This window comes from Fredinandcohnia onubensis (assembly GCF_002734215.1).
Classification (GTDB): domain Bacteria; phylum Bacillota; class Bacilli; order Bacillales; family Bacillaceae_L; genus Ferdinandcohnia; species Ferdinandcohnia onubensis.
Genome location: NZ_NSEB01000011.1, coordinates 285,117 through 306,806 on the forward strand (window position 1 = coordinate 285,117; position 21,690 = coordinate 306,806).

Consider the following 21,690-nt stretch of genomic DNA (forward strand, 5'->3'; position numbering starts at 1 on the left):
CTTTATTGATAAAGATATTAAATCCTTCTACTTTATTTAGAAGAATTATTTATATTTTGAAACCCACTTACACTAACGTAACGATGATCATAGTTACAAACATAATCGTTAAGTAGTTAAGCGAGTAAACAAACATCTGTTTTGCCCATTTGATATCATCTTTCTTTTTAAAACCACTAATACCGAGGACTAGCCATCCGATATTTAGGAGGGTTGCAATGATTACAAATAGGCCGCCTAAAGAAAACATATAAAAAGGAAGTGGAAGCAAGCAAAGAACCCAAATCATGATTTGCCTCTTTGTCATTGCAAATCCGTGAACAACTGGCAACATCGGAACTCCTGCTGCACGGTATTCTTCAACTCGTCTCATCGCAAGAGCTAAAAAGTGAGGCGGTTGCCAGATAAACATAATAAAAAACAAAAGCCACGCTAGAACGTGTAAGTCTGGGTCAATCGCTGCCCACCCAATAAGAGGAGGTACAGCCCCAGATATACTTCCGATTACGGTATTAATTGTATATCTGCGTTTTGACCACATTGTATATAAAACGATATAAGAGAAAACTCCAATTAATCCAATCACTGCAGCAGTAACTGTAGTGAGAAGTAGAAATCCAGTTCCTATTAGTATGAGTATTAATCCCAATACTAAAACATGTTTAGGATTAATTCTACCGGTTACAGTTGGACGTACTTTTGTACGTTCCATCACATGATCAATATCTCGATCATAATAATTATTCACCGCACAGGAACCACCTATAACCAATGCAGAACCGACTAGCGCATATATAACGATATCGATTTCCTGCAAAAAGCTTCGGCCCGTAAAGAACAAGGCAAGCCATACACCCGTAAAGGCGGTTATTAGATTGGAATTGACAATCCCAATTTTTATGATTGCTAGGAAATCTTTATAGGCAGTGGTTCGATATTCCTGATCACGATTTTTTTCATTCTGTATTTTTTCATCTGCACTAAGTACAGATCTTGTCGTCGTCATCATGAAGCCTCCTTATTTTATTAACGATACTTTCAAACATTGCTTACAGCAATCTCATCAGCCTCATTTTTTTCAATTAATGTAATACCATCATTCTGCACTATCTTCAATCTTAAAAAACGCAATTATAAAAATAAAGCGTTTTCGAGATGTAAGGTATGTATAAAAAGTACAAGTTATATGTTATCTAGTTTATTATGTTGTAGATATTATAAATTATATTAAAAAATACCCTTTCTGTATATTAAATCACATTTTTTAGTTTTTTTGTGAACATTTCGTTAATAATTTATGACTTTTTTGTGACCTTTAAATGACCGCAAAACCGCTATTTAAACACTATTATCACTATATTAATAGTGTTAATCCCTTCTTTACAGGTACTTGTCGAATTTTAAAACAATTCCCCTATCTATTTCTAGCAAACTCCTTCATATTTTTCAACCTTTTTTACTACAATAATAAATTTTTTTCAATTTCATGTGGGTTGTAAACAAATCGTAAATTGTGTAATATCGATAAGAGTGTTCCTTTGAAATTTATCTATTCTTTAGGTATGATATATATCGAAAAATAAAGGTAGAATTTAGGGATATCTGCGAAGTAAAGTTAAATACTAGACCATGTTATAGTTTTATAAAAGTAAGAAGGTGATTTTTTGAGCCGTTCATTAAAATGGTTATCGGTTTTAACAACGATCGGTATGCTATTTGTATTAATCGGTGGTGCGCTTGTAACGAAAACAGAATCAGGAGCTGGTTGTGGAGATTCATGGCCTTTATGTCATGGACAGTTAATCCCTGAAGAAATAACGTTTGAATTAGTCATTGAACTAAGCCATAGGGTTGTTTCTGGAGTTGTGGGGATATTAGTATTAGCTTTATCTATTTGGGCTTGGAAAGCAATCGGTCACATCAGAGAAACGAAATTTTTAGCATTTATATCCTTCTTTTTCTTAGTGTTACAAGGACTGATTGGTGCTGCAGCAGTTATGTGGGGACAATCTGATATTGTACTGGCCCTTCATTTCGGAATTTCGCTGATTTCCTTTGCTTCGGTACTATTGTTGACGTTGCTTATTTTCGAGATTGATAAAAAGTTTGATGCTGACTCACTTGTGATTGACGAAAAACTACGAACTCAATTTTACGCCATAACTATTTACAGTTTAGTTGTTGTATATACTGGTGCACTCGTGAGACATATCGGCGCTTCTCTTGCTTGTCCCGATTGGCCTGTGTGTACTTACAATAATATCGGCCTCCCCACTCAGATTCATGAATGGGTTCAAATGGGGCACCGAGCATTAGCCGGTATATTATTCATTTGGGTATTGTCCCTTTTTATCCGCATTTACAAGCACTATAAGCACGAAAAAGTTCTTTATCGCGGCTGGATGATTGCTCTGGGTTTAGTGTCGATTCAAGTTGCTTCAGGCGCCGTCATTATTTTTTCCAGACTAAATCTATTTATTTCTCTAGCACACGCTTTATTTATTGCTTGTTTATTTGGAGTTTTTAGTTACTTTATTCTATTATCTTCAAGAAGCAAGAAAAATGAGATGGCACTGCGAACAGCTGCTGAAAATTCGAATGAAGAGTCTGTAAATGCAAATCAAACAATTACAGTTCAATAAGTCAAAAAATCCGAGGAGGCTCTCCTCGGATTTTTTTGCATAACAAAGCCCCAAATTAAACTTTGGGGCTTTCTATGATTATTTTGTAAGTTCAAGTAAGAGATCGCCTGTTTGAATAGCTTCACCGTTTGCAACGTGAATATCCTTCACTATTCCAGTGTAAGGTGCTTGTACAGTAGTTTCCATCTTCATGGCTTCTGTAATCATGAGATGGTCCCCTTTATTCACCTTGTCACCTTTTTCTACTAATACTTTTATCACGGTACCTGGCATTGTTGCACCAATATGGTTTTCGTTATCGCGATCAGCTTTTAGCTTTGCAACAACTGTTGATTTAATATTTGTATCTTTAACGATTACTTCACGAGGCTGACCATTCAATTCGAAATAGATAACCCTTGTACCATCTGGTTGAGCTTGACCTACTGAAACAAGTTTAACAATTAATGTCTTTCCTTGTTCAATTTCAACTTCAATTTCTTCTCCAAGTCTCATTCCATAAAAGAAAGTTGGTGTATCTAACATTGAAATATCGCCAAATTGCTCAAACATCTTTTGATAATCCATGAATACCTTTGGATACAACGCGTAAGAGATCATCTCTTTATTCGTTACATCGCGGTGTAAGCTATGTGTTAAAGTATCTTTTATCTCGCTAAAATTAACAGACTCTAGTAATTCTCCAGGGCGAACTGTAATTGGTTCGCGTCCTTTAAGGATAATTCGTTGAAGTTCCTTAGGGAAACCACCATGCGGTTGACCTAAAAATCCTTCAAAGAGTTCAACTACTGAATCAGGGAAATCTAGTGTTTCTCCTCTTTCATAAATATCATCTTCAGTCAGATTGTTTTGAACCATGTATAGCGCCATATCTCCAACTACTTTTGAAGAAGGGGTTACTTTCACAATGTCACCAAACATATCATTTACACGGCGATACATTTCTTTAACCTCTTCCCATCTTGTACCGAGGCCAACTCCCTTCGCTTGTTGTTGAAGGTTACTATACTGTCCACCTGGCATTTCATGCTGATAGATTTCAGTATGTGGCGACGTCATCCCACTTTCAAAATCGTGATAATATTTACGAGCACCTTCCCAGTAACGAGCTATCTCTTCATATGCTGTTACAGAAAGTTCAGGTTTTCTTTCTGTACCTTCTAATGCATATAATAATGAGTTTGCACTTGGTTGAGACGTAAGACCTGCCATTGAACTCACTGCTACGTCAACAATATCAACACCAGCTTCAATCGCTTTTGCATACGTAAAGAGTCCATTACCACTAGTATCATGTGTGTGTAAATGAATAGGAATTGAAACTGTTTCCTTCAATGCTGAGATTAAAGTATAAGCCGCTTGTGGCTTAAGTAAGCCTGCCATATCCTTAATTCCTAGCATATGTGCACCTGATTTCTCAAGCTCCTTAGCTAAGTCTTTGTAATATTGTAAATCATATTTTGAACGTGTTGGATCTGTTATGTCACCTGTGTAACAAATCGCTGCTTCTGCAATTTTTCCATTGTTACGAACAGAATCGATAGCAAGTGTCATACCTTTAACCCAGTTCAAGCTGTCAAATATACGGAATACATCGATTCCTGATTCCGCTGATTCTTTTACGAATTCACGAATTAGATTATCAGGGTAGTTTTTGTAACCAACCGCATTTGATGCACGAAGCAACATTTGGAATAAAATATTTGGTGCTTGTTTGCGTAATGTTGCAAGTCGATCCCATGGCTCTTCATTTAAGAAGCGGTACGCAACATCAAATGTTGCCCCACCCCACATCTCGAGTGAGAATAATTCTGGTAATAATCTTGCAGTTGGGTCTGCAATATGCTTAATATCATTTGTCCTAAATCTAGTTGCAAGTAGTGATTGGTGAGCATCACGGAATGTTGTATCAGTGAAGAGAACTTGTTTTTGTTCTTTTACCCAATTCACTACGCCTTCTGGACCATGTTGATCTAGAATTTGTTTGGTTCCTGAAGGTACTGGTTCATTATGTTTTACTTTTGGTAAAAACGGCTTATCAAACACGGGCTTTCTCTTCTTTTCGACGCCAGGGAAACCGTTGACAGTTACATTTCCGATATAGGAAAGCATTTTTGTACCACGGTCCTTTGGTTTAGGAAAGATAAATAGCTCAGGTGAAGAATCAATAAAGGATGTATCGTACTCTCCTGATAGGAATTTTTCATGTTTAACAACGTTTTCTAAGAACGGGATATTGGTTTTAATTCCACGGATTCTGAATTCCTTCAAGTTTCTGACCATTTTGGATGCAGCTTGTTCAAAAGTTAAGGCCTGAGTAGATAACTTAACTAATAATGAATCATAATATGGTGTGATAACTGCACCTTGGAATCCATTTCCTGCATCAAGACGAACACCAAATCCGCCACCACTTCGATAAGCACTAATTTTACCTGTGTCAGGCATAAAGTTATTTAAAGGATCTTCTGTTGTAACACGGGATTGAATTGCATACCCATGGGTTTTGATATCTTCTTGTGCCGGAATGCCAATCGCATTACTATGTATCGAATGACCTTCAGCAACTTGGATTTGTGTTTGTACAATATCAATTCCTGTAATCATTTCTGTAATTGTATGTTCAACCTGTACGCGTGGGTTTACTTCAATAAAGTAAAACTCACCTTTCGCAACTAAGAATTCAACAGTTCCAGCATTCAAATACTGTACATTTTTCATTAATTTGACAGCAGCGTCACAAATGTCTTGGCGTAATTTTTCTGATAACGATACACTTGGTGCTACTTCAACAACTTTTTGGTGGCGTCGTTGAACAGAGCAATCGCGTTCATATAGATGAACAATATTACCTTGACTGTCACCGATAATTTGGACTTCAATGTGCTTTGGATTTTCAATGAGCTTTTCGATATATACTTCATCATTACCAAATGCAGCCTTAGCTTCTGATTTAGCACGTTCGTATGACTCTTTTAATCCAGCCTTACTTCGGACAATCCGCATTCCACGTCCGCCACCACCAAGAGATGCTTTGATAATGACTGGATAACCGTGTTCTTCTCCAAATCGTACAGCCTCTTCTAAATTTTTCAATGGGCCATCACTACCAGGAATAACCGGGATCTCCGCTTTTTCCGCTTGATGTCTAGCTTTAACCTTGTCTCCAAACATATCTAAATGAGAGGATTTTGGTCCTATGAAAATAATATTCTCTTCTTCACATCTTCTTGCAAAATCAATATTCTCAGATAAGAATCCATAACCTGGATGAATTGCATCTACATCATTTTCTTTTGCGATTTCAATAATTCCTTCAATATCCAAATATGCATCAATTGGTTTTTTTCCTTCACCAACTAAATAAGCCTCATCAGCTTTATAACGATGGTATGAGCCTGCATCTTCCTTGGAATATATTGCAACTGTACGAATATGCAACTCCGTACAAGCCCTAAATACACGTATTGCGATTTCTCCACGATTGGCAACTAGTACCTTCTTGATGCGTTTCTCCATATAAATCCTCCTTTAAATAAGAACGTTAATTTATCATCAACATATAGATAATAGTTATCTATAAGAGACATAGTTTTTTTGATAAGTACGAGCTGGTTGATTTTGTGGTTTCTTTTCTTTTGTACTATACATAGAATGATAGTTTGTAAACATCGAAACATTGATTAGAATTCCCATAGATGCCATTAATAACAATAACGATGATCCACCATAACTAATAAATGGCAATGTAACACCCGTGATTGGAATAAGGCCCGTCAAACCACCTAAATTGATAAAAGTTTGAATGGCAACCATGGATGATATACCGACTGCTAGTAAACTGCCAAATGGGTCAGTACATTTTCTAGCAATTTGGAATCCTCGAAAAACAATATATGCTAACAATATTAATACAAATAAGACTCCAAATAAACCTAATTCTTCTGCAATAACTGCCATAATGAAATCGGTATGTGCTTCAGGAAGGTAATTAAACTTTTGAATACTTTGTCCAAGGCCAAGGCCTTTCCAACCACCAGCTCCTAAAGCAATGTAAGAGTTAACTAATTGATGTCCATCATCTTCCGCTTCCCCAAATGGGTCTAAAAATCCGACAAACCGACCAATTCTTTCTTGAGAAAAAATCTCATCTGATAGAAAGAAAATAACCGGTGATAAAAGTACAGCGGTTATGAGACCTAGCAACAATAATTTCCCTAAGCTTCTAATGCCCATCCCTGAACATACGATAACAGTTAAGGCAATTAATCCAATAATAAATGCTGTACCGTAGTCGGGCTGAATGGCAACTGTAATACAAATAAATAGAGTGAATATGATAGGTGGCATGACAGCCTTATCAAATTGATCGATATAGGATTGTTTTTTAGAATAGACTGCAGCAAGATAAATAATAACACTTAGCTTTGTAAACTCGGAGGGCTGAATTCCTCTTGCACCGACCATGATCCAGCTTTGGGCATTATTGGCTGTATGTCCAACGACAAATACCAATAAAAGCATTGCAACTGAACCTAGGACAATTAAAAGAAGAATTTTTTTTGTAGCATATAGTTTATAAGGTAAAATCATGGTTACGAAAAATGCAACTGCACCTACTAGTAAGGCCATCCTTTGTCTATCAAAAAAGAATGATGGGTTTTCTCCAAACTTAGGTGCTGAGGCAATGACCATGCTTGCACTATAGACCATGACTAGTCCAAAAGAACATAAAAGAAAAACAGCAAGTACTAAAGTATAATCATATGATTTTAAAATTTTCTTAAGCATTGGGCATCTTCCTCTAAATACAAGGTATAATTATTTATTGTACTATATTTTTGCAATATATATTGCAAAAAACCTGCATTTTCTTTTTATCTTATAACCTATTAAAACTAAATTAAGTGAAATCCTTTAATAAAAAATACTGTAAAATGCGAAAACTGTAAACCCAAATTATAAAAAAACTCAAATTATCCTAAAGTCATGATAATTTGAGTTAATTTATCTATAAAATTCCTACTTTCGGGTAGAAGCTTCATGTAGAACGGATAATTCACGCTCAAGTTTTGAGATGAGCTCTTTACCTTCATTGCTCTCTATTAATCCCAATCTTACCGCAAAGTCTATTTCTCTGGATAATCCGAACATTTGCGTATCCAGTACTTCTTCGTATAATGGGCATTGAGGCATTGTTAAATTATCCATTTGAACTTTGATAAGTTTTAATATTTTTTCAGCATCTGCTTGTAGTAAAGACAGTGCTTTTTCACGGTGATTCACCGAAATCTCTGAAGTCAATTCATAACCCCTCCGTTTGCGAAGCGATACCTAATCCTATCTATAAATATTAACCTGTATACAGTAAAATTGCAAGAATAAATAGAAAAGACTAGTACTCTTATAAAAGGAACTAATTAACAATTAGGCATTTATAAGGTTTCACTCCAATAATAAAAGTGCTGATACTTCCTATTACGTTTCAAAACCTCTATAATATTTATGAAAGGAATGATTTATCGATGATTATTATGATTGAAGGAAAGACTAAGTTTAACATTACACTTGATCCTAGTGTGTGGATTTTTGATGATCGTAGAGTAGATTTACTTACATATTTCGATTCAAATCAAAAAGTAGAAGAAGATTTAAGCGAATACACAAAGTCAGTTTCAAAGCATTGGGATAGAGAAATCCGCGAAGGTGCGATCTACCCTCCAACTCTTAAAACAGAAAAGAAATTTTTGAAAGAAAAAATTTTAACGGGTACATACGGTATTCCATTTGGTGATTTTATAAAAAATGCAGAACCATTAGAAGATGCTACAATTTTAAAAATCGTACAAAAGGAACAAGAAACAACAATTCCACTTAGTGAAGCATATGATGCGATCCTTGGATTTTCAAATGTAGGTAAACCATTACGTGAAGATGGTCCTGTCCATTTTTATTTTGGCAATGGCTCAAACCGTGAGAACCCAATAAAGCATATAACTCGTTTTATCATTGAATAATGAAAATAGAGCCTGTCACTAACCCTTTAATCGAGGAAACATGACAGGCTTTTATTATTTAAAGAATATCAGCAGCTAATTGGGCAAGGCCAGATCTTTCTCCCTTTACTAATCGAATATGCCCGCCTATTTTTTGGTCCTTAAACTTCTCTACCACATATGTTAAGCCATTATTGTATTCATCCAAATAGGGATGGTCAATTTGTTCAGTATCACCCATAAACACGATTTTACTTTTTTCCCCTACTCTAGTGAGGATTGTTTTTACCTCATGCTTGGTTAAATTTTGAGCCTCATCAATAATGATAAACTGCTCAGGGATGCTTCTTCCTCGAATATAAGTCAAAGCCTCCACCTCAATCGAACCCATTCCAGCTAAAATGGCATCAAGTTCTCCTGGCTTTTTCGTATTAAACAAATATTCAAGATTATCATAAATTGGCTGCATCCACGGCCTCAGCTTTTCCTGCTTTTCTCCTGGTAAGAATCCGATGTCTTTACCAACTGGTACGATTGGACGCGCGACTAAAAGCTTTTTATACTTGCCCATATCCTCTGTCTGCATCAAACCAGCCGCAAGGGCCAACAAGGTTTTTCCTGTACCGGCCTTGCCTATTAAAGTCACCAATGGAATATCATCTCTTAATAACAGCTCAAACGCCATTGTTTGCTGTACATTTCTAGGTTTAATGCCCCAAATATGATCCTGTTTAAAATTAAGCTTTCTAACGACTTTGCCTGTCTTATCGACGATTCCAATAGCAGATGAGGAACCTCCAAGGGCATCTTTTAATAAGATAAATTGATTTGGATAAAATGGGTGGTTAACTAACTCTGTAACGTGAAGCTCCCCTTTTTCATAAAAAAGGTCAAGTAGGTTACGGTTTATATAAATCTCGAGGAACCCCGAGTATATATGATCAACCTCAACGACACGGTCATTCAGAAAATCTTCAGATTGTAATCCTAATGCATCTGCCTTCACACGAACCAGTGCATCTTTACTAACTAAAATGACCTGTTTCCCATTTTCTTTTTCTTGTTCTTCTAATGAGAGATTTTTGGCAACAGCCAAAATGCGATTATCATTTGTTTTTTCAACAAAGATATCTTGTAATTCATGAAAGGATCTGTGGTTTAATTCAATCCTTAAGCTACCACCCGTTTCAAGCTGTATTTTTTCGTGGAGCTTCCCTGTTTTTCGCAAGTTATCAATGAGTTTTGAAACTTGCCTTGCATTTCTACCTATTTCATCCATATAACGTTTTTTTGAGTCTACCTCTTCTAACACAACCGCTGGTATAACAACCTCATTATCTTTAAATGAATATATTGCTCTGGGATCTTGCAGTAATACATTCGTGTCTAATACATAAATTTTCCCCAAAATCACGCCTCCTACTCAAGTCGGTTTCATTTTTTGTTTTAGGAGTGAAACAGGTTATCCATTCGAGTGAGAATTTTTTATTTTATTATATTAGCCAATCCTCTTTTTGTTCGTATAAGGACGACCTTTGATAAAAATATATGTCTGAATGCATAAAGATAGAAGAATAATTGAACAATAAAAAAAGAAAACACATTGAGCGATAGGAGGCAAAACGGTGAGATATATTAATATCCTTCTGTTCTTAACTATAATTTTTATTATTTCTGGTTGCGGTACAACAAATAATGCTGGAGAAAATGAGAAAGATACGCGTGTAAAAGTTCAAAATTCAGTTGAAAATCATGTTGACAGAAAAACAGGACAAGAAATCGCGAGTCATCTTGTCGAACTTGCGAGTAGTGTCCCGAATGTAAATGATGCAACCGCCGTTGTTCTTGGGAAGTATGCAATAGTTGGAATTGATGTGAATGCAAAATTAGAACGGTCAAGAGTACAAACGATTAAGTACTCGGTTGCTGAAAGTCTGCAGCATGACCCTCATGGAGCAAATGCAATTGTAATTGCTGACGCTGATACGTATGAGCGTCTAAAACAAATGAGAAAGCAAATTGAAGATGGACGACCTGTTACAGGTATTTTGGACGAATTGGCCCAGATTGTCGGCAGATTAGTCCCTGACATTCCAAGCGATTTAATTGATAATAACAATACAGAACCAACGAAAACCAATGATAACCAGCTTAAACAAGGAGAACAACAGAAATTTGATAAAGAGCAGGAAGATCAGTCCAATAATAAAATGGGTAATAAATAAAAGATATTGCAGCACGAGAAGATGGTTTCTCGTGCTGATTTTATTTTTGAGTATTTGTACTAAGTTTTTGTGATGATAAAGGACTAATAGCGTGAAATAAGTGAAAGTCGGTTTTGCTTTCATTAAGGTTATGAAGGACTTTACGCAAGTGTCTGGGCTGCGTGCGGGACTTCATCTATCCTATGAAGGACTTTACGCACCTGTCTATGCTTCGTGCGGGACTTCATCCATCCTCGGAAGGACTTTACGCAAGTGCCTGTGCTTCGTGCGGGACTTCATCTACCCTATGAAGTACTTTACGCACACGTCTATGCTTCGTGCGGGACTTCATCCACCCTATGAACGACTTTACGAACCTGCCTGATCTTCATTCGGGACTTCATCCTCCCCATGAAGGACTTTACGAACCTGCCTGAGCTTCGTGCGGGACTTCATCCACCCCCTTAAGGACTTTACTCACCTGACTGAGCTTGATACGGGACTTCATCCACCCTATGAAGGACTTTACTCACCCGACTGAGTTTCATGCGGGACTTCATCCACCCTATGAACGACTTTACGCACTGTCTGTGCTCCGTACGGGACTTCATCCACCCTATTGAAATCCATGATTCAATGTGGGTTTCCCCTCACCCCTGTTACAACTGACTAAAATAAAAAACTTCCTAAAAAAGACAAACTTTGTCAGAAAAGTGTGGGTTGTTGTATAATGGGAAAAAAGATACTTGATAATACTAGAGGGGTTCATAAAAATGAAAGTAAAATGTGTAATTTGTGATAAAATCGAAGACATCGAGGATGAATCAAGCCAAGCTAAACGTTTGAGAAATCGACCAATCCATACATATATGTGCCAAGAATGCCATGAGCGCATTGAAACAAGAACAAAAGAACGTATTGCAACAAATAAATTCAAGCTATACCGAAAAAAGAAAACAGACGATGATTGGTGGTAATTCATAATTCGGATTGCACCTGTTTATTGGGGTGACTGGCGCCCGAAGCTAGATATAAATAAAGGCCGAGCATATCCGCTCGGCCTTTTGTTTTATTCGTAGTTCTGATATCTATCAGGATGTTGCTGAATTTGGTCGTGCATGATGTCGATTAATTCAATCGGAAACCTTGCACTTTTTGCTTCCCCATCAATTGTATACTTCACAAAGTACATAACATCATCTTTTTCAATTTTGATATCCTTTAGTTTAAACTCATTCACTAAAATATCCTCAAAAAGATCGTACGTTTCCTTTGCGGCTTTATCATCAGGTCTTGCCTCAGCCACAACTTTAATCGTTAACCAATTATAGATTGCATCCTGCAAGGATTTCATTAAATTGCCCCCTTATCTTACGCTTCACTTTTCTTTGATTGGTGAAGTCGGATTTTATAAATGATTAAAATAAGAGCGGCAATCCCCAATCCTTCTGCTATTGGTAGGAATGCACCTAAAAACGTTAAAATTGTACACCCTAAGGCAAGAAATAAATAAATCACAATATTTTTTAACAATGGCAACTTCTTTGCAAAACCTAACTTAAAGACAATAATTGTCAAAAGCAAGATCACAATGTATAACATATTTGAACCGACACTTGGAGTTGTCGAACTATAGATTGTTTTTGCAACTGGCCACATATGTTCGTATACATCCATTCATACCCCTCCTTCTCACACTTTCCTAACATAAAAGTATCAGAAAGGGACAAGGTTCACAACATTATTGATTCACTTCAGCAAGTTTTTTTCGTTTTGCTGATTTTTCACGTTCATTCTTATCAAGAACTTTCTTACGTAAACGGATGGATTCTGGTGTTACCTCACAGTACTCATCATCGTTTAGGTATTCAAGTGATTCTTCTAATGACATGATGCGAGGCTTCTTCATAGTTGTTGTTTGGTCTTTGTTCGCTGAACGCATGTTTGTCATTTGTTTCATTTTCACGATATTAACGGTTAAGTCATTTTCACGAGTGTGTTCACCAACAATCATACCTTCATAAACTTCTGTACCTGGTTCAACGAAGATAGTTCCACGGTCTTCAACACCCATAATACCGTATTGAGAAGCTTTTCCTGATTCCATTGAAACAAGAACCCCTTGTCTACGTCCACCAACATTACCCGATGCCATTGGTTTGTAGCTATCGAAGGTATGATTCAAAATACCAAATCCTCTTGTTAAAGTTAAGAATTCAGTTGTGTATCCAATTAGACCACGTGCAGGCACCATAAAGATGAGTCGTACTTGACCATTACCATTGTTGATCATGTCTAACATTTCGCCTTTACGAGCTCCAATCGACTCCATAATGGAACCAGTGTGCTCTTCAGGTACATCGATTTGAACACGCTCAACTGGCTCACAACGAACGCCATCAATTTCTCTTACAATAACTTCTGGCTTCGAAACCTGAAGCTCATATCCTTCACGGCGCATATTTTCAATTAAAATTGATAAGTGCAACTCTCCACGACCAGAAACAACCCATGCATCTGGTGAATCAGTGTTCTCAACTCGTAAGCTTACATCTGTTTGAAGCTGTGAACGCAAGCGCTCTTCAATTTTACGAGAAGTTATATATTTCCCTTCACGTCCAGCAAAAGGACTATTGTTAACTAAAAACGTCATTTGTAGAGTTGGTTCGTCAATATGAAGGATTGGTAAAGCATCTTGGTGTTCAATTGGACATACTGTTTCACCAACATTGATATCTTCCATACCAGAAACCGCAACGAGATCTCCTGCTTTTGCTTCCTGGATTTCAATACGTTTTAAGCCTGAGAAACCAAATATCTTTGTCACACGGAATTGTTTAACACTTCCATCTAATTTCATTAAGGCAACTTGCTGTCCTACGTGCATGGTTCCTCTGAATACACGGCCAATTCCAATTCTACCTACATAATCATTATAATCAAGCAATGCTACTTGGAATTGTAGTGGTTCTTCACTATTATCAACTGGAGCAGGAATGTTTTCGATGATACAGTTGAATAATGCTTCCATATTTTCATCTTGTTGATGTGGATCTCTACTTGCAGTTCCATTTATAGCTGAAGCATACACAACTGGGAATTCTAATTGTTCCTCAGAAGCGTCAAGTTCGATAAATAAGTCAATTACTTCATCTACTACTTCTTCTGGTCGAGCAAAGTCACGGTCAATTTTATTAACAACTACGATAGGTGTAAGATTTTGTTCCAATGCTTTTTTCAATACAAAACGAGTTTGTGGCATACAGCCTTCATAAGCATCAACAACTAATAATACTCCATCAACCATTTTCATAATACGCTCAACTTCTCCACCGAAGTCAGCGTGTCCAGGTGTATCCATGATATTAATTCGTGTATCTTTATAATTAATTGCCGTATTTTTGGCGAGAATGGTGATACCACGTTCACGTTCTATGTCATTTGAATCCATCGCACGTTCTTCTACATGCTCATTTGTACGGAATGTTCCTGATTGGTGAAGCATTGTATCAACCAGTGTTGTTTTACCATGGTCTACGTGAGCGATAATTGCTATATTTCGTAAATCATTTCGTATAGTCACTATTTACACATCTCCTAGTATCAATTTAAGGATAAATTAATTTTTACATTTTTTTACTTTCGAAAAGAACCGGAACTAAAACATTATATACCAAACAGTAGAAATAATACACATTTATCTGTAAAATAAATTATGGAAAGGGGCCCATACTATGAAAAACGTAAATTTGCCAATGCTCTTGTTCGCGATTGCAACTGCAGTTTGCATAATGTTAATTGGAGTATCAATTGCTGAAAGAAGTCTGTTAGGTATTATTCTGTCTATTATTGCTGTAATTATTGTGACAGGTTTAGGATTTACCACAAAGAAAAAAATGCGTGAGAATGGCAGAATCTAAATTCTGCTTTCCTCACGCTTTATTTTGATTTTATTTCCTTTTTAAAAATTGGGTAAAGATTTCTTTATGTAAATTCGGTCTTGCAACAAATACACTGTTTTCCTTTAAGAAGTTTAATGGCTCTCCATCAAGTGTTGTTACGACCCCACCTACTTCATTTAAAAGAACAACCCCAGCTGCAAAATCCCAAGGTGATAAACGCATTGTAATGTAGACATCAATTCTGCCAGTCACAACATAAGCCAGCTCCAGTGCTGCTGAGCCATAAGAACGAGTGCCACGAACAGCATTGACAATCGGTATCAAAATTTTAGGATCAATTCGTTTATTTTCGGTTACCCATGTTGCATTTATGGCAACAATTGCTTTTTCCAGAGGGACTTCCCCTAACGGTTCAATTTTTGTGGCGTTAAAATACGCACCATGGCCTCTACGTGCATGATATAGCTCATCATGTACAACATCATAAATAAGGCCAATTTGCCCCACTCCATCTTCATATACTGCAACCGAAATGACAAAATTACGTTGTTGATGAATAAAATTCATTGTACCGTCAATCGGATCGATAATCCAAGTGATGCCATTTAAGGATTGGAGCTTATCTCCAAAGCCTTCCTCCCCAAGAATTTGGTGAGACGGAAATGTCTCATGAATCTTTCCAATAAAAAATTGTTCTGTTTCCTTATCCATGTTAGTCACGAGGTCATCTGGGTTTGATTTTGATTCAACTACAAGCTTTGTTTTAAAAGAATCCCGAATTCGCTCCCCCGCCTCTTTTATCCAATGTTTTGCATATTTATCTATTTCGTCCCAATTTACCATATCAGTACCTCACTTTTTTCATCTCAAAGGATAGTATGTGCTATGTATCTTTCTTTAAAAGCATACTTTACTTATTTATGGACATGCAAGCAATAAGGAAAGCGAACCATCTCAGGTTCGCTTTCGCACCTTTTTATACTTCAATTTTAATCATTTCTTGGCTTAATTTTTGTAATTTCTTTTTACATTCTGCTTTTTTCTCTTCATCTTTTTCAATCATCGCATCATAAAGGGTTGCCAATTCATAATCTACTTCTAAACGTAACACAGCCAAGCGTTTTTCTCCGTCTTTTCGCTTTAAGTCATTTATCACTTGTTTCAATTTCCGCACCCCTTTCCACTATTTCGATCTTCCACTTTCCCATATTGACTAATTCTGCTAGTTACTTTTATCTTATGAAAAAACTAGAGCATTGTAACAAATATGTGCGTATACCTAGTTAAGCTTTAAGTTCAATTTTCGAGCATGCTAGTTTAGCTTTTTAAATGTTTTTGCTAAAATATAAGAAGGAATATCATTAGGAGGAAAATTCAATGGCTTTTACAGGGTTTACAAAAGAAGACTTTAATGTGTTTACAATAGATGGACTTGAAGACCGCATGGATGCACTAATTAAACATGTTCGACCAAAACTAGAGGAGTTAGGGAATCATTTTGCCCCTACACTCTCGAGTCTCTCAGGAGATGAAATGTTTGCTCATGTTGCAAAACATGCAAGAAGGACGATTAATCCACCTAAAGATACTTGGGTAGCTTTTGCAAATAATAAGCGTGGGTATAAAATGCTGCCTCATTTTCAAATCGGATTATGGAATACACATCTAATTGTTTGGTTTGCTGTCATTTATGAGGCACCTATCAAGGCCGAATTTGGTCATGTATTAATGGAGCACTCGAAAAAAATTAGAGAAAGTGTCCCGAACCATTTTGTATGGTCAGTCGATCACACAAAACCAGAAACTCTTATACATCAGGAGTTGAGCGAACAAGAACTTGAATCAATGTTCACAAGACTACAAACTGTTAAAAAGGCTGAAATCCTATGTGGAATTAACATTCCTCGAGACGAAGTGGTTGATATGAACGCTGAAGAATTAGCACGAGTAATTGATGGAACTTTCAGAAAGTTACTTCCATTATACCAGTTAGCGCAAGAAAGTTCAAAGTAAGTTTCAAAAAGGAATTCAGTTTTCGACAAGCTTACATGACAAAAAGGATGTCTTATTTTAAAAGACATCCTTTTTGTTTACATTTTAATTATTTCCGTATTTTCTTTTGCTTTTTGAATAACACGGTATGCAGAATACCCGCTTGTTTCTTCAAATTCTCCACAAACTTGTTTTTCTTCTGCTTTGCTTGGGACAATTTCTTTAAAGCGTTTATAAGCCTGCATCATTTTTTCCCTTGCGATTCCCTTCTCATATGCACTTTCAACACATTCAAAAAAGGCAATCACATCGACTACCTCGTCTGTGCTCCATTCATATGAAATCGGGTATTGATAATCCAAACGACTTCACCTCTATTTACTCCACTTAGACCTAATTTGCTCAGCTTCAGTAATCATTCGCTCAAACAGCTCAGCGACTGTTGGTTCATCCTTGATGAGCCCCATTACTTGACCAGCCCAAGCAAATCCTCCATCTAGTTTACCATCATAGATATAGCTCATATTAGCTTGACCACTTATGTATGCCTTTAATCCTTCATATCCACTGTTTGCAGCTTCCAACTCTAGGATTTTTGAGGACCATTCATTTGAAATGACACGACCCGGCGCACCAAGTGATCGTTTAATTACGACTGTATCATTTTCTGTTCCTTGAATCAATGCATCCTTATATCCTTGATGGGCATGAACACATTCTTTCGTCGCAATAAAGCGTGTACCCATTTCAATACCTTCTGCACCCAAGCTTAACGCAGCCATCAAACCTCGACCATCACCGATACCACCAGAAGCGATAACTGGAATGGAAACTGCATCTACAACTTGCGGAATAAGAACCATTGTTCCAATATCCTGTCTACCAAGATGGCCACCACCTTCTTGACCAACTACCATAACAGCGTCTGCCCCTAACTCCTCTGCTTTTTCTGCTTGTCTTCTGGCAGCAACCAGAACAAGCTTCTTCATATTAACACCCTTTAATTGTTCAAAAATAGGAGCAGGATTTCCGCCAGTCATTGTGATAACAGGAACTTCTTCCTCAATTGCTACTTCAAGCATGTCCGAGAACGGTCTTCCATGTTGTCCAATCGCATAATTAACCCCAAACGGTTTGTTTGTAAGTTCTTTTACCTTTTTAATTTCAGTGCGAAGATCTTCTGGTGTGTCAAGTGACATCGCTGTGATTTGACCAAGACCACCTGCATTTGATACTGCTGCTGCAAGTTCCGAATAGGCTAAATACGCAAGTCCTCCTTGAATGATTGGATACTTAATTCCTAATAAAGTTGAAACCTTTGTTTCCCAATTCATAATACTCCCACCTTTCATTAATCCTTTTCGATATCACTACTTGAAACTCCTCTTTTTTTCCATTAGTCAAAGTTAAATCGCGAATTATAACTATCTGGTAAAAGTTATAAGCAAAGTTTAACAGTCCAAAAAAGGTTTAATAATTACTGGTTGTGACAATTTAAAAGTAAGAAATATTTTTATATGCAAACGGTAAGAGAAATGCTATAATTCATTTGTTTTATGTAGAAAAAAGTAGAATAAAACACTCGATTTTATTCTGAAATATAAATAAAGAGGTGTGGTTATCAATTGTCGCAAAATGAAACACCATTATTTACTGGTCTTGTTGAACACTCAAAAAAGAATCCAACTCAATTCCATATACCTGGACATAAAAAAGGCGCTGGGATTGATCCAGAATTTCGAAACTTTATCGGGGACAATGCCCTTTCAATCGATCTCATTAATATCGGACCCTTAGATGATCTCCATCAACCTAAAGGCATTATTAAGCAAGCTCAGGACCTTGCAGCTAAAGCCTTTGGTGCAGATCACACTTTCTTTTCCGTTCAAGGTACAAGTGGGGCAATTATGACAATGGTCATGGCTGTATGTGGACCTGGAGACAAAATTATTGTACCTAGAAATGTCCATAAGTCTGTTATGTCGGCCATAGTATTTTCCGGAGCAGTCCCAATTTTCATTCATCCAGAGATTGATAATAACTTGGGAATTTCACATGGAATCACCACAGACTCTGTTAAAAAAGCACTTGAACAGCATCCAGACGCAAAAGGATTACTTGTGATTAATCCAACCTATTTCGGCGTTGCTGCCGACCTAAAGAAAATTGTAGATATTGCTCATTCTTATGAAGTACCAGTACTCGTTGACGAAGCACATGGTGTTCATATTCACTTCCATGATGGGCTACCACTATCTGCCATGCAGGCTGGTGCAGATATGGCTGCAACAAGCGTCCATAAGCTAGGTGGTTCAATGACACAAAGCTCTATTTTAAATGTAAGAGAGGGCTTAGTGTCAGCTAACAGGGTTCAAACGATCTTAAGTATGCTCACAACAACGTCAACATCTTATTTATTATTAGCATCTTTGGATGTTGCGAGAAGACGCTTAGTAACTGAAGGATATGACCTGATTGAAAAAACAATTCAATTAGCCAACTATATGCGGGACAAGATCAATGAAATAGAAAAACTGAAATGTATCGGACGTGAAATTTTAGGCTCTAAAGCAACATTTGACTTCGATCCAACAAAATTATTAATTTCTGTAAAAGACCTTGGAATTACAGGTTCAGATGCAGAAGTTTGGCTTCGTGAAAAATATAATATCGAAGTGGAAATGTCCGACCTCTACAATATTCTTTGTATCGTAACACCTGGTGATACGAAGAAAGAAGCTGAATTACTAATTGCTGCACTTGCGAATTTATCAGACGAAGTTTCACATCTTTCAGAATCTAGAATTGTACCAGAAGTTTTACTTCCAGATATCCCGGTACTTGCTTTATCACCTCGGGATGCATTTTATTCTGAAACAGAAATTGTTCCATTTGAAGAATCCGCTGGCAGAGTAATTGCTGAGTTTATCATGGTGTACCCACCAGGCATCCCAATTTTTATCCCTGGAGAAATTATAACTGAGGAGAACTTAACATATATTCAAACCAATATTGAAGCAGGTCTCCCGGTCCAAGGACCAGAGGATTATGAATTAAAATACTTGCGAGTGATCAAAGAACACAAAGCCATTAAATAAAGACGAAAAAGAAGCATGCAATTTTTATTGCATGCTTTTAATTATTTATAAAGTTATTTCTCTTCGTGATTGCAATCGCAGTGGTCGCATGTTGAATAAAGTGTTGTAACCTTCTCATACTCAAAATGTTCAATTGTTTCACTACATGTTTGACAGATGATTGTACCCATTATTCAAAGCCCCTTTCGAAAAGTAGATTCTTAAACTTCCTTTGAAAACGTTTTATGTTATGTTATTTATATAATAGTATGTCACAATTGGTTCGTCAATAGTTAATTGTATAACATTTTAAATTCTTTTTAGTTATTTTTTATCATATTTGTCGAATTACGATGTATATTCACGTCATACAACACAAAGTTGTAAGTATTACCCATTAAATGCTAGAATAGTAGTAACTTAGAGATAGAAACATACATAATTAATCAATCTGGAGTAGGAGTGAAGAGTTTGGAAAACGCATTCATAAAGCTTGTTCCTGCATCAAACACACAAAGTGTATCACTAGATGTTGTAAATGATCTCTTTAGCTATTACAAGGAAATTACAAGTAAAACAGGACAGCAGCTAGATTGGGATTACGACAATGCTGCCTTTCCATACCACATAAAAGAGATAAACCAAGAACATAATTGGTTTTATTTAAAATCCGATCATCAAAAATATAATGCGATCGTGGTGGGCGTTGGCCAAGAGGAGCTTGAAAGTGAAAACGGTGAGACAATCGAGCAACCATATATCCAAGTCAGCCTTCCACAAGTGTCAACCACTGGCGATAAAGGAAAAGCTAATGAGTTCTGTAAGTTTTTAGCCAAAAAACTTGAAGGAGAATTACATCTATTTAACGGAAGAATCATGTATTTTTACAAACGAAAATAACCATTAAGGTTATCTGTTTTCTTTAGCTTTAATTATCTAGATTAAGGAAGAAAAGACCATATCATTAAGATGTGGTCTATTTCTATGTAAACGCCCAAAAAACTTTTTCAAATGAGAAAAAAAATAAAAACGAAATGGCTGTAATCAAGAAGGAACTCTTTCGTGTTAGTCCAATTTTGTTAGCGATTAAAAAAGCAAGATAACAAAAGATCCCCAATAAAATACCTTTCGCAAAAAGACTATCAGAACGTGATAACCATGTAACTAAAGAAAATGTACTCCATATTAATACCTGGATTAATCCAATTACATATACCTTCATGAAGAAACTCCCCTTTTATCAGCAATAAAGGAACTAAGACCTCGTGCGCATGCTTGTCTCTATGAATTTCTTTTTACTATATTAATTAATATGCACAGAAATATGGTAGTATTTTTCATTTATGTAACAAATCGATGACATTGGAAAGAATTTTATGAATACATGATAAAATGAATTTAAATTGAAAAATAGGTGTTTTGTATTATACAAATTTAGAAGTAAAGACCTATACTTTTGACTATTTTATGGAAGAGTGATTAACAAAATGAAAGCATTTACCCTAATCATACTTTCTTTTATTTTCCTTTCCTCATGTTCTTCATACCAAACGCAGCCTACATTGCCAGAAACCGAAGAAAAACAAATCATCTTTTTTTCCGATGAAGATAATCTTCACAATGAAAGTAATTATTATGATGCCTTACTGGAGCTTAGAAATAAATTCCCAACTGAAATCGCAAATATGAAGGTTGTTTCTTCTGAAGATAATAGATTGTATACGAAGTATAAAGTTGAAGAATATCCTTCTTTATTAATTATTGAACAAGATAAAGTCCTTGAAAAAATTGAAGGGAATGTCGACAAAGAAGAAATTATCATTCCCCTTGAAAACGTCTTGTCGACTTCAACAAGTTCAAAAAAATAAGTAAAAAAA

23 protein-coding genes are annotated in these 21,690 nt (G+C 36.3%); 9 read left to right on the top strand and 14 right to left on the bottom strand.

Features of this window, described 5'->3' with window-relative positions:
• Positions 1–67 precede the first annotated feature (67 nt).
• A complete protein-coding gene (cyoE, locus tag CKK03_RS13825; RefSeq protein ID WP_099363131.1) occupies positions 68–1,006 on the bottom strand; it encodes a heme o synthase in 939 nt (312 codons plus the stop codon).
• Between the two features lie 658 nt (positions 1,007–1,664).
• On the opposite strand from cyoE, the gene CKK03_RS13830 reads away from it, so the two are divergent.
• A complete protein-coding gene (locus CKK03_RS13830) occupies positions 1,665–2,642 on the top strand; it encodes a COX15/CtaA family protein (protein WP_099363132.1) in 978 nt (325 codons plus the stop codon).
• A gap of 78 nt (positions 2,643–2,720) precedes the next feature.
• Here the strand turns inward: CKK03_RS13830 and pyc are convergent, their stop codons facing one another.
• The 3 genes from pyc to CKK03_RS13845 all read right to left on the bottom strand — a co-directional run bounded on the left by pyc (position 2,721) and on the right by CKK03_RS13845 (position 7,946).
• Entirely contained in the window at positions 2,721–6,161 is a 3,441-nt protein-coding gene (gene pyc, locus CKK03_RS13835) for a pyruvate carboxylase (protein WP_099363133.1), read from the bottom strand.
• 54 nt (positions 6,162–6,215) lie between these two features.
• Entirely contained in the window at positions 6,216–7,433 is a 1,218-nt protein-coding gene (gene ftsW / locus CKK03_RS13840; RefSeq protein WP_099363134.1) for a putative lipid II flippase FtsW, read from the bottom strand.
• A gap of 231 nt (positions 7,434–7,664) precedes the next feature.
• A complete protein-coding gene (locus tag CKK03_RS13845; protein WP_099363135.1) occupies positions 7,665–7,946 on the bottom strand; it encodes an Fpa/YlaN family protein in 282 nt (93 codons plus the stop codon).
• Positions 7,947–8,167: 221 nt separating this feature from the next.
• Between CKK03_RS13845 and CKK03_RS13850 the strand changes: the two genes are divergently transcribed.
• Positions 8,168–8,659: a hypothetical protein gene (locus CKK03_RS13850; RefSeq protein WP_099363136.1), complete on the top strand. Its 492-nt coding sequence runs from the start codon at positions 8,168–8,170 to the stop codon at positions 8,657–8,659.
• Positions 8,660–8,717: 58 nt separating this feature from the next.
• Here CKK03_RS13850 and CKK03_RS13855 read toward each other — a convergent pair whose 3' ends face one another.
• Positions 8,718–10,046: a PhoH family protein gene (locus CKK03_RS13855; protein ID WP_099353579.1), complete on the bottom strand. Its 1,329-nt coding sequence runs from the start codon at positions 10,044–10,046 to the stop codon at positions 8,718–8,720.
• Between the two features lie 217 nt (positions 10,047–10,263).
• On the opposite strand from CKK03_RS13855, the gene CKK03_RS13860 reads away from it, so the two are divergent.
• Both CKK03_RS13860 and CKK03_RS13865 read left to right on the top strand, forming a co-directional pair.
• The gene (locus tag CKK03_RS13860) at positions 10,264–10,863 is read left to right on the top strand and encodes a YhcN/YlaJ family sporulation lipoprotein (RefSeq protein ID WP_425432866.1); all 600 of its coding nucleotides are present in this window, start codon (positions 10,264–10,266) and stop codon (positions 10,861–10,863) included.
• 752 nt (positions 10,864–11,615) lie between these two features.
• The gene (locus CKK03_RS13865; RefSeq protein WP_099353580.1) at positions 11,616–11,819 is read left to right on the top strand and encodes a YlaI family protein; all 204 of its coding nucleotides are present in this window, start codon (positions 11,616–11,618) and stop codon (positions 11,817–11,819) included.
• Between the two features lie 92 nt (positions 11,820–11,911).
• Here CKK03_RS13865 and CKK03_RS13870 read toward each other — a convergent pair whose 3' ends face one another.
• From CKK03_RS13870 to typA, 3 genes are all read right to left on the bottom strand, one after another.
• On the bottom strand, positions 11,912–12,196 hold the full coding sequence (locus CKK03_RS13870) for a hypothetical protein (protein WP_099363137.1): 285 nt from the start codon (positions 12,194–12,196) through the stop codon (positions 11,912–11,914).
• A 17-nt stretch (positions 12,197–12,213) separates the two neighbouring features.
• Positions 12,214–12,519: a YlaH-like family protein gene (locus tag CKK03_RS13875; protein WP_099363138.1), complete on the bottom strand. Its 306-nt coding sequence runs from the start codon at positions 12,517–12,519 to the stop codon at positions 12,214–12,216.
• 64 nt (positions 12,520–12,583) lie between these two features.
• Positions 12,584–14,425, bottom strand: a complete 1,842-nt coding sequence (gene typA / locus CKK03_RS13880) for a translational GTPase TypA (protein ID WP_099363139.1) — start codon at positions 14,423–14,425, stop codon at positions 12,584–12,586.
• A 151-nt stretch (positions 14,426–14,576) separates the two neighbouring features.
• Between typA and CKK03_RS13885 the strand changes: the two genes are divergently transcribed.
• A complete protein-coding gene (locus tag CKK03_RS13885; RefSeq protein WP_099353584.1) occupies positions 14,577–14,762 on the top strand; it encodes a YlaF family protein in 186 nt (61 codons plus the stop codon).
• A 30-nt stretch (positions 14,763–14,792) separates the two neighbouring features.
• On the opposite strand, the gene CKK03_RS13890 is transcribed toward CKK03_RS13885, so the two are convergent.
• Both CKK03_RS13890 and CKK03_RS13895 read right to left on the bottom strand, forming a co-directional pair.
• Positions 14,793–15,587: an inositol monophosphatase family protein gene (locus tag CKK03_RS13890; protein ID WP_099363140.1), complete on the bottom strand. Its 795-nt coding sequence runs from the start codon at positions 15,585–15,587 to the stop codon at positions 14,793–14,795.
• A 133-nt stretch (positions 15,588–15,720) separates the two neighbouring features.
• A complete protein-coding gene (locus CKK03_RS13895) occupies positions 15,721–15,909 on the bottom strand; it encodes a YkzI domain-containing protein (protein WP_099353586.1) in 189 nt (62 codons plus the stop codon).
• Between the two features lie 212 nt (positions 15,910–16,121).
• Here CKK03_RS13895 and CKK03_RS13900 point away from each other — a divergent pair, with 212 nt between their 5' ends.
• Positions 16,122–16,757 carry a YktB family protein gene (locus tag CKK03_RS13900; protein WP_099363141.1) on the top strand — a complete coding sequence of 212 codons (636 nt, stop codon included), beginning with the start codon at positions 16,122–16,124 and terminating at the stop codon, positions 16,755–16,757.
• 77 nt (positions 16,758–16,834) lie between these two features.
• Here CKK03_RS13900 and CKK03_RS13905 read toward each other — a convergent pair whose 3' ends face one another.
• The gene (locus CKK03_RS13905) at positions 16,835–17,098 is read right to left on the bottom strand and encodes a UPF0223 family protein (protein WP_099363142.1); all 264 of its coding nucleotides are present in this window, start codon (positions 17,096–17,098) and stop codon (positions 16,835–16,837) included.
• 12 nt (positions 17,099–17,110) lie between these two features.
• On the bottom strand, positions 17,111–18,070 hold the full coding sequence (locus CKK03_RS13910) for an NAD(P)H-dependent flavin oxidoreductase (RefSeq protein WP_099363143.1): 960 nt from the start codon (positions 18,068–18,070) through the stop codon (positions 17,111–17,113).
• A 291-nt stretch (positions 18,071–18,361) separates the two neighbouring features.
• Here CKK03_RS13910 and CKK03_RS13915 point away from each other — a divergent pair, with 291 nt between their 5' ends.
• Complete coding sequence (locus tag CKK03_RS13915) at positions 18,362–19,834, top strand: aminotransferase class I/II-fold pyridoxal phosphate-dependent enzyme (protein WP_099363144.1); 1,473 nt, start codon at positions 18,362–18,364, stop codon at positions 19,832–19,834.
• 53 nt (positions 19,835–19,887) lie between these two features.
• Here the strand turns inward: CKK03_RS13915 and CKK03_RS13920 are convergent, their stop codons facing one another.
• Positions 19,888–20,004: a GapA-binding peptide SR1P gene (locus tag CKK03_RS13920; RefSeq protein WP_099363145.1), complete on the bottom strand. Its 117-nt coding sequence runs from the start codon at positions 20,002–20,004 to the stop codon at positions 19,888–19,890.
• Between the two features lie 280 nt (positions 20,005–20,284).
• On the opposite strand from CKK03_RS13920, the gene CKK03_RS13925 reads away from it, so the two are divergent.
• Complete coding sequence (locus tag CKK03_RS13925) at positions 20,285–20,713, top strand: DUF1885 family protein (RefSeq protein WP_099363146.1); 429 nt, start codon at positions 20,285–20,287, stop codon at positions 20,711–20,713.
• Between the two features lie 82 nt (positions 20,714–20,795).
• Here the strand turns inward: CKK03_RS13925 and CKK03_RS13930 are convergent, their stop codons facing one another.
• Positions 20,796–21,035: a hypothetical protein gene (locus tag CKK03_RS13930; RefSeq protein ID WP_099363147.1), complete on the bottom strand. Its 240-nt coding sequence runs from the start codon at positions 21,033–21,035 to the stop codon at positions 20,796–20,798.
• 265 nt (positions 21,036–21,300) lie between these two features.
• Between CKK03_RS13930 and CKK03_RS13935 the strand changes: the two genes are divergently transcribed.
• Positions 21,301–21,681: a thioredoxin domain-containing protein gene (locus tag CKK03_RS13935; RefSeq protein WP_099363148.1), complete on the top strand. Its 381-nt coding sequence runs from the start codon at positions 21,301–21,303 to the stop codon at positions 21,679–21,681.
• Positions 21,682–21,690: the final 9 nt, after the last annotated feature.

Excerpts from the sequence above, each read along its gene's own strand:
- pyc (WP_099363133.1), bottom strand. The coding sequence starts at position 6,161 with ATGGAGAAACGCATCAAGAAGGTACTAGTTGCCAATCGTGGAGAAATC.
- CKK03_RS13890 (WP_099363140.1), bottom strand. The coding sequence starts at position 15,587 with ATGGTAAATTGGGACGAAATAGATAAATATGCAAAACATTGGATAAAA.
- CKK03_RS13935 (WP_099363148.1), top strand. The coding sequence starts at position 21,301 with ATGAAAGCATTTACCCTAATCATACTTTCTTTTATTTTCCTTTCCTCA.
- CKK03_RS13865 (WP_099353580.1), top strand. The coding sequence starts at position 11,616 with ATGAAAGTAAAATGTGTAATTTGTGATAAAATCGAAGACATCGAGGAT.
- cyoE (WP_099363131.1), bottom strand. The coding sequence starts at position 1,006 with ATGACGACGACAAGATCTGTACTTAGTGCAGATGAAAAAATACAGAAT.
- CKK03_RS13850 (WP_099363136.1), top strand. The coding sequence starts at position 8,168 with ATGATTATTATGATTGAAGGAAAGACTAAGTTTAACATTACACTTGAT.
- CKK03_RS13900 (WP_099363141.1), top strand. The coding sequence starts at position 16,122 with ATGGCTTTTACAGGGTTTACAAAAGAAGACTTTAATGTGTTTACAATA.
- CKK03_RS13920 (WP_099363145.1), bottom strand. The coding sequence starts at position 20,004 with ATGGGTACAATCATCTGTCAAACATGTAGTGAAACAATTGAACATTTT.
- CKK03_RS13875 (WP_099363138.1), bottom strand. The coding sequence starts at position 12,519 with ATGGATGTATACGAACATATGTGGCCAGTTGCAAAAACAATCTATAGT.
- CKK03_RS13870 (WP_099363137.1), bottom strand. The coding sequence starts at position 12,196 with ATGAAATCCTTGCAGGATGCAATCTATAATTGGTTAACGATTAAAGTT.
- CKK03_RS13910 (WP_099363143.1), bottom strand. The coding sequence starts at position 18,070 with ATGAATTGGGAAACAAAGGTTTCAACTTTATTAGGAATTAAGTATCCA.
- CKK03_RS13885 (WP_099353584.1), top strand. The coding sequence starts at position 14,577 with ATGAAAAACGTAAATTTGCCAATGCTCTTGTTCGCGATTGCAACTGCA.
- CKK03_RS13930 (WP_099363147.1), bottom strand. The coding sequence starts at position 21,035 with ATGAAGGTATATGTAATTGGATTAATCCAGGTATTAATATGGAGTACA.
- ftsW (WP_099363134.1), bottom strand. The coding sequence starts at position 7,433 with ATGCTTAAGAAAATTTTAAAATCATATGATTATACTTTAGTACTTGCT.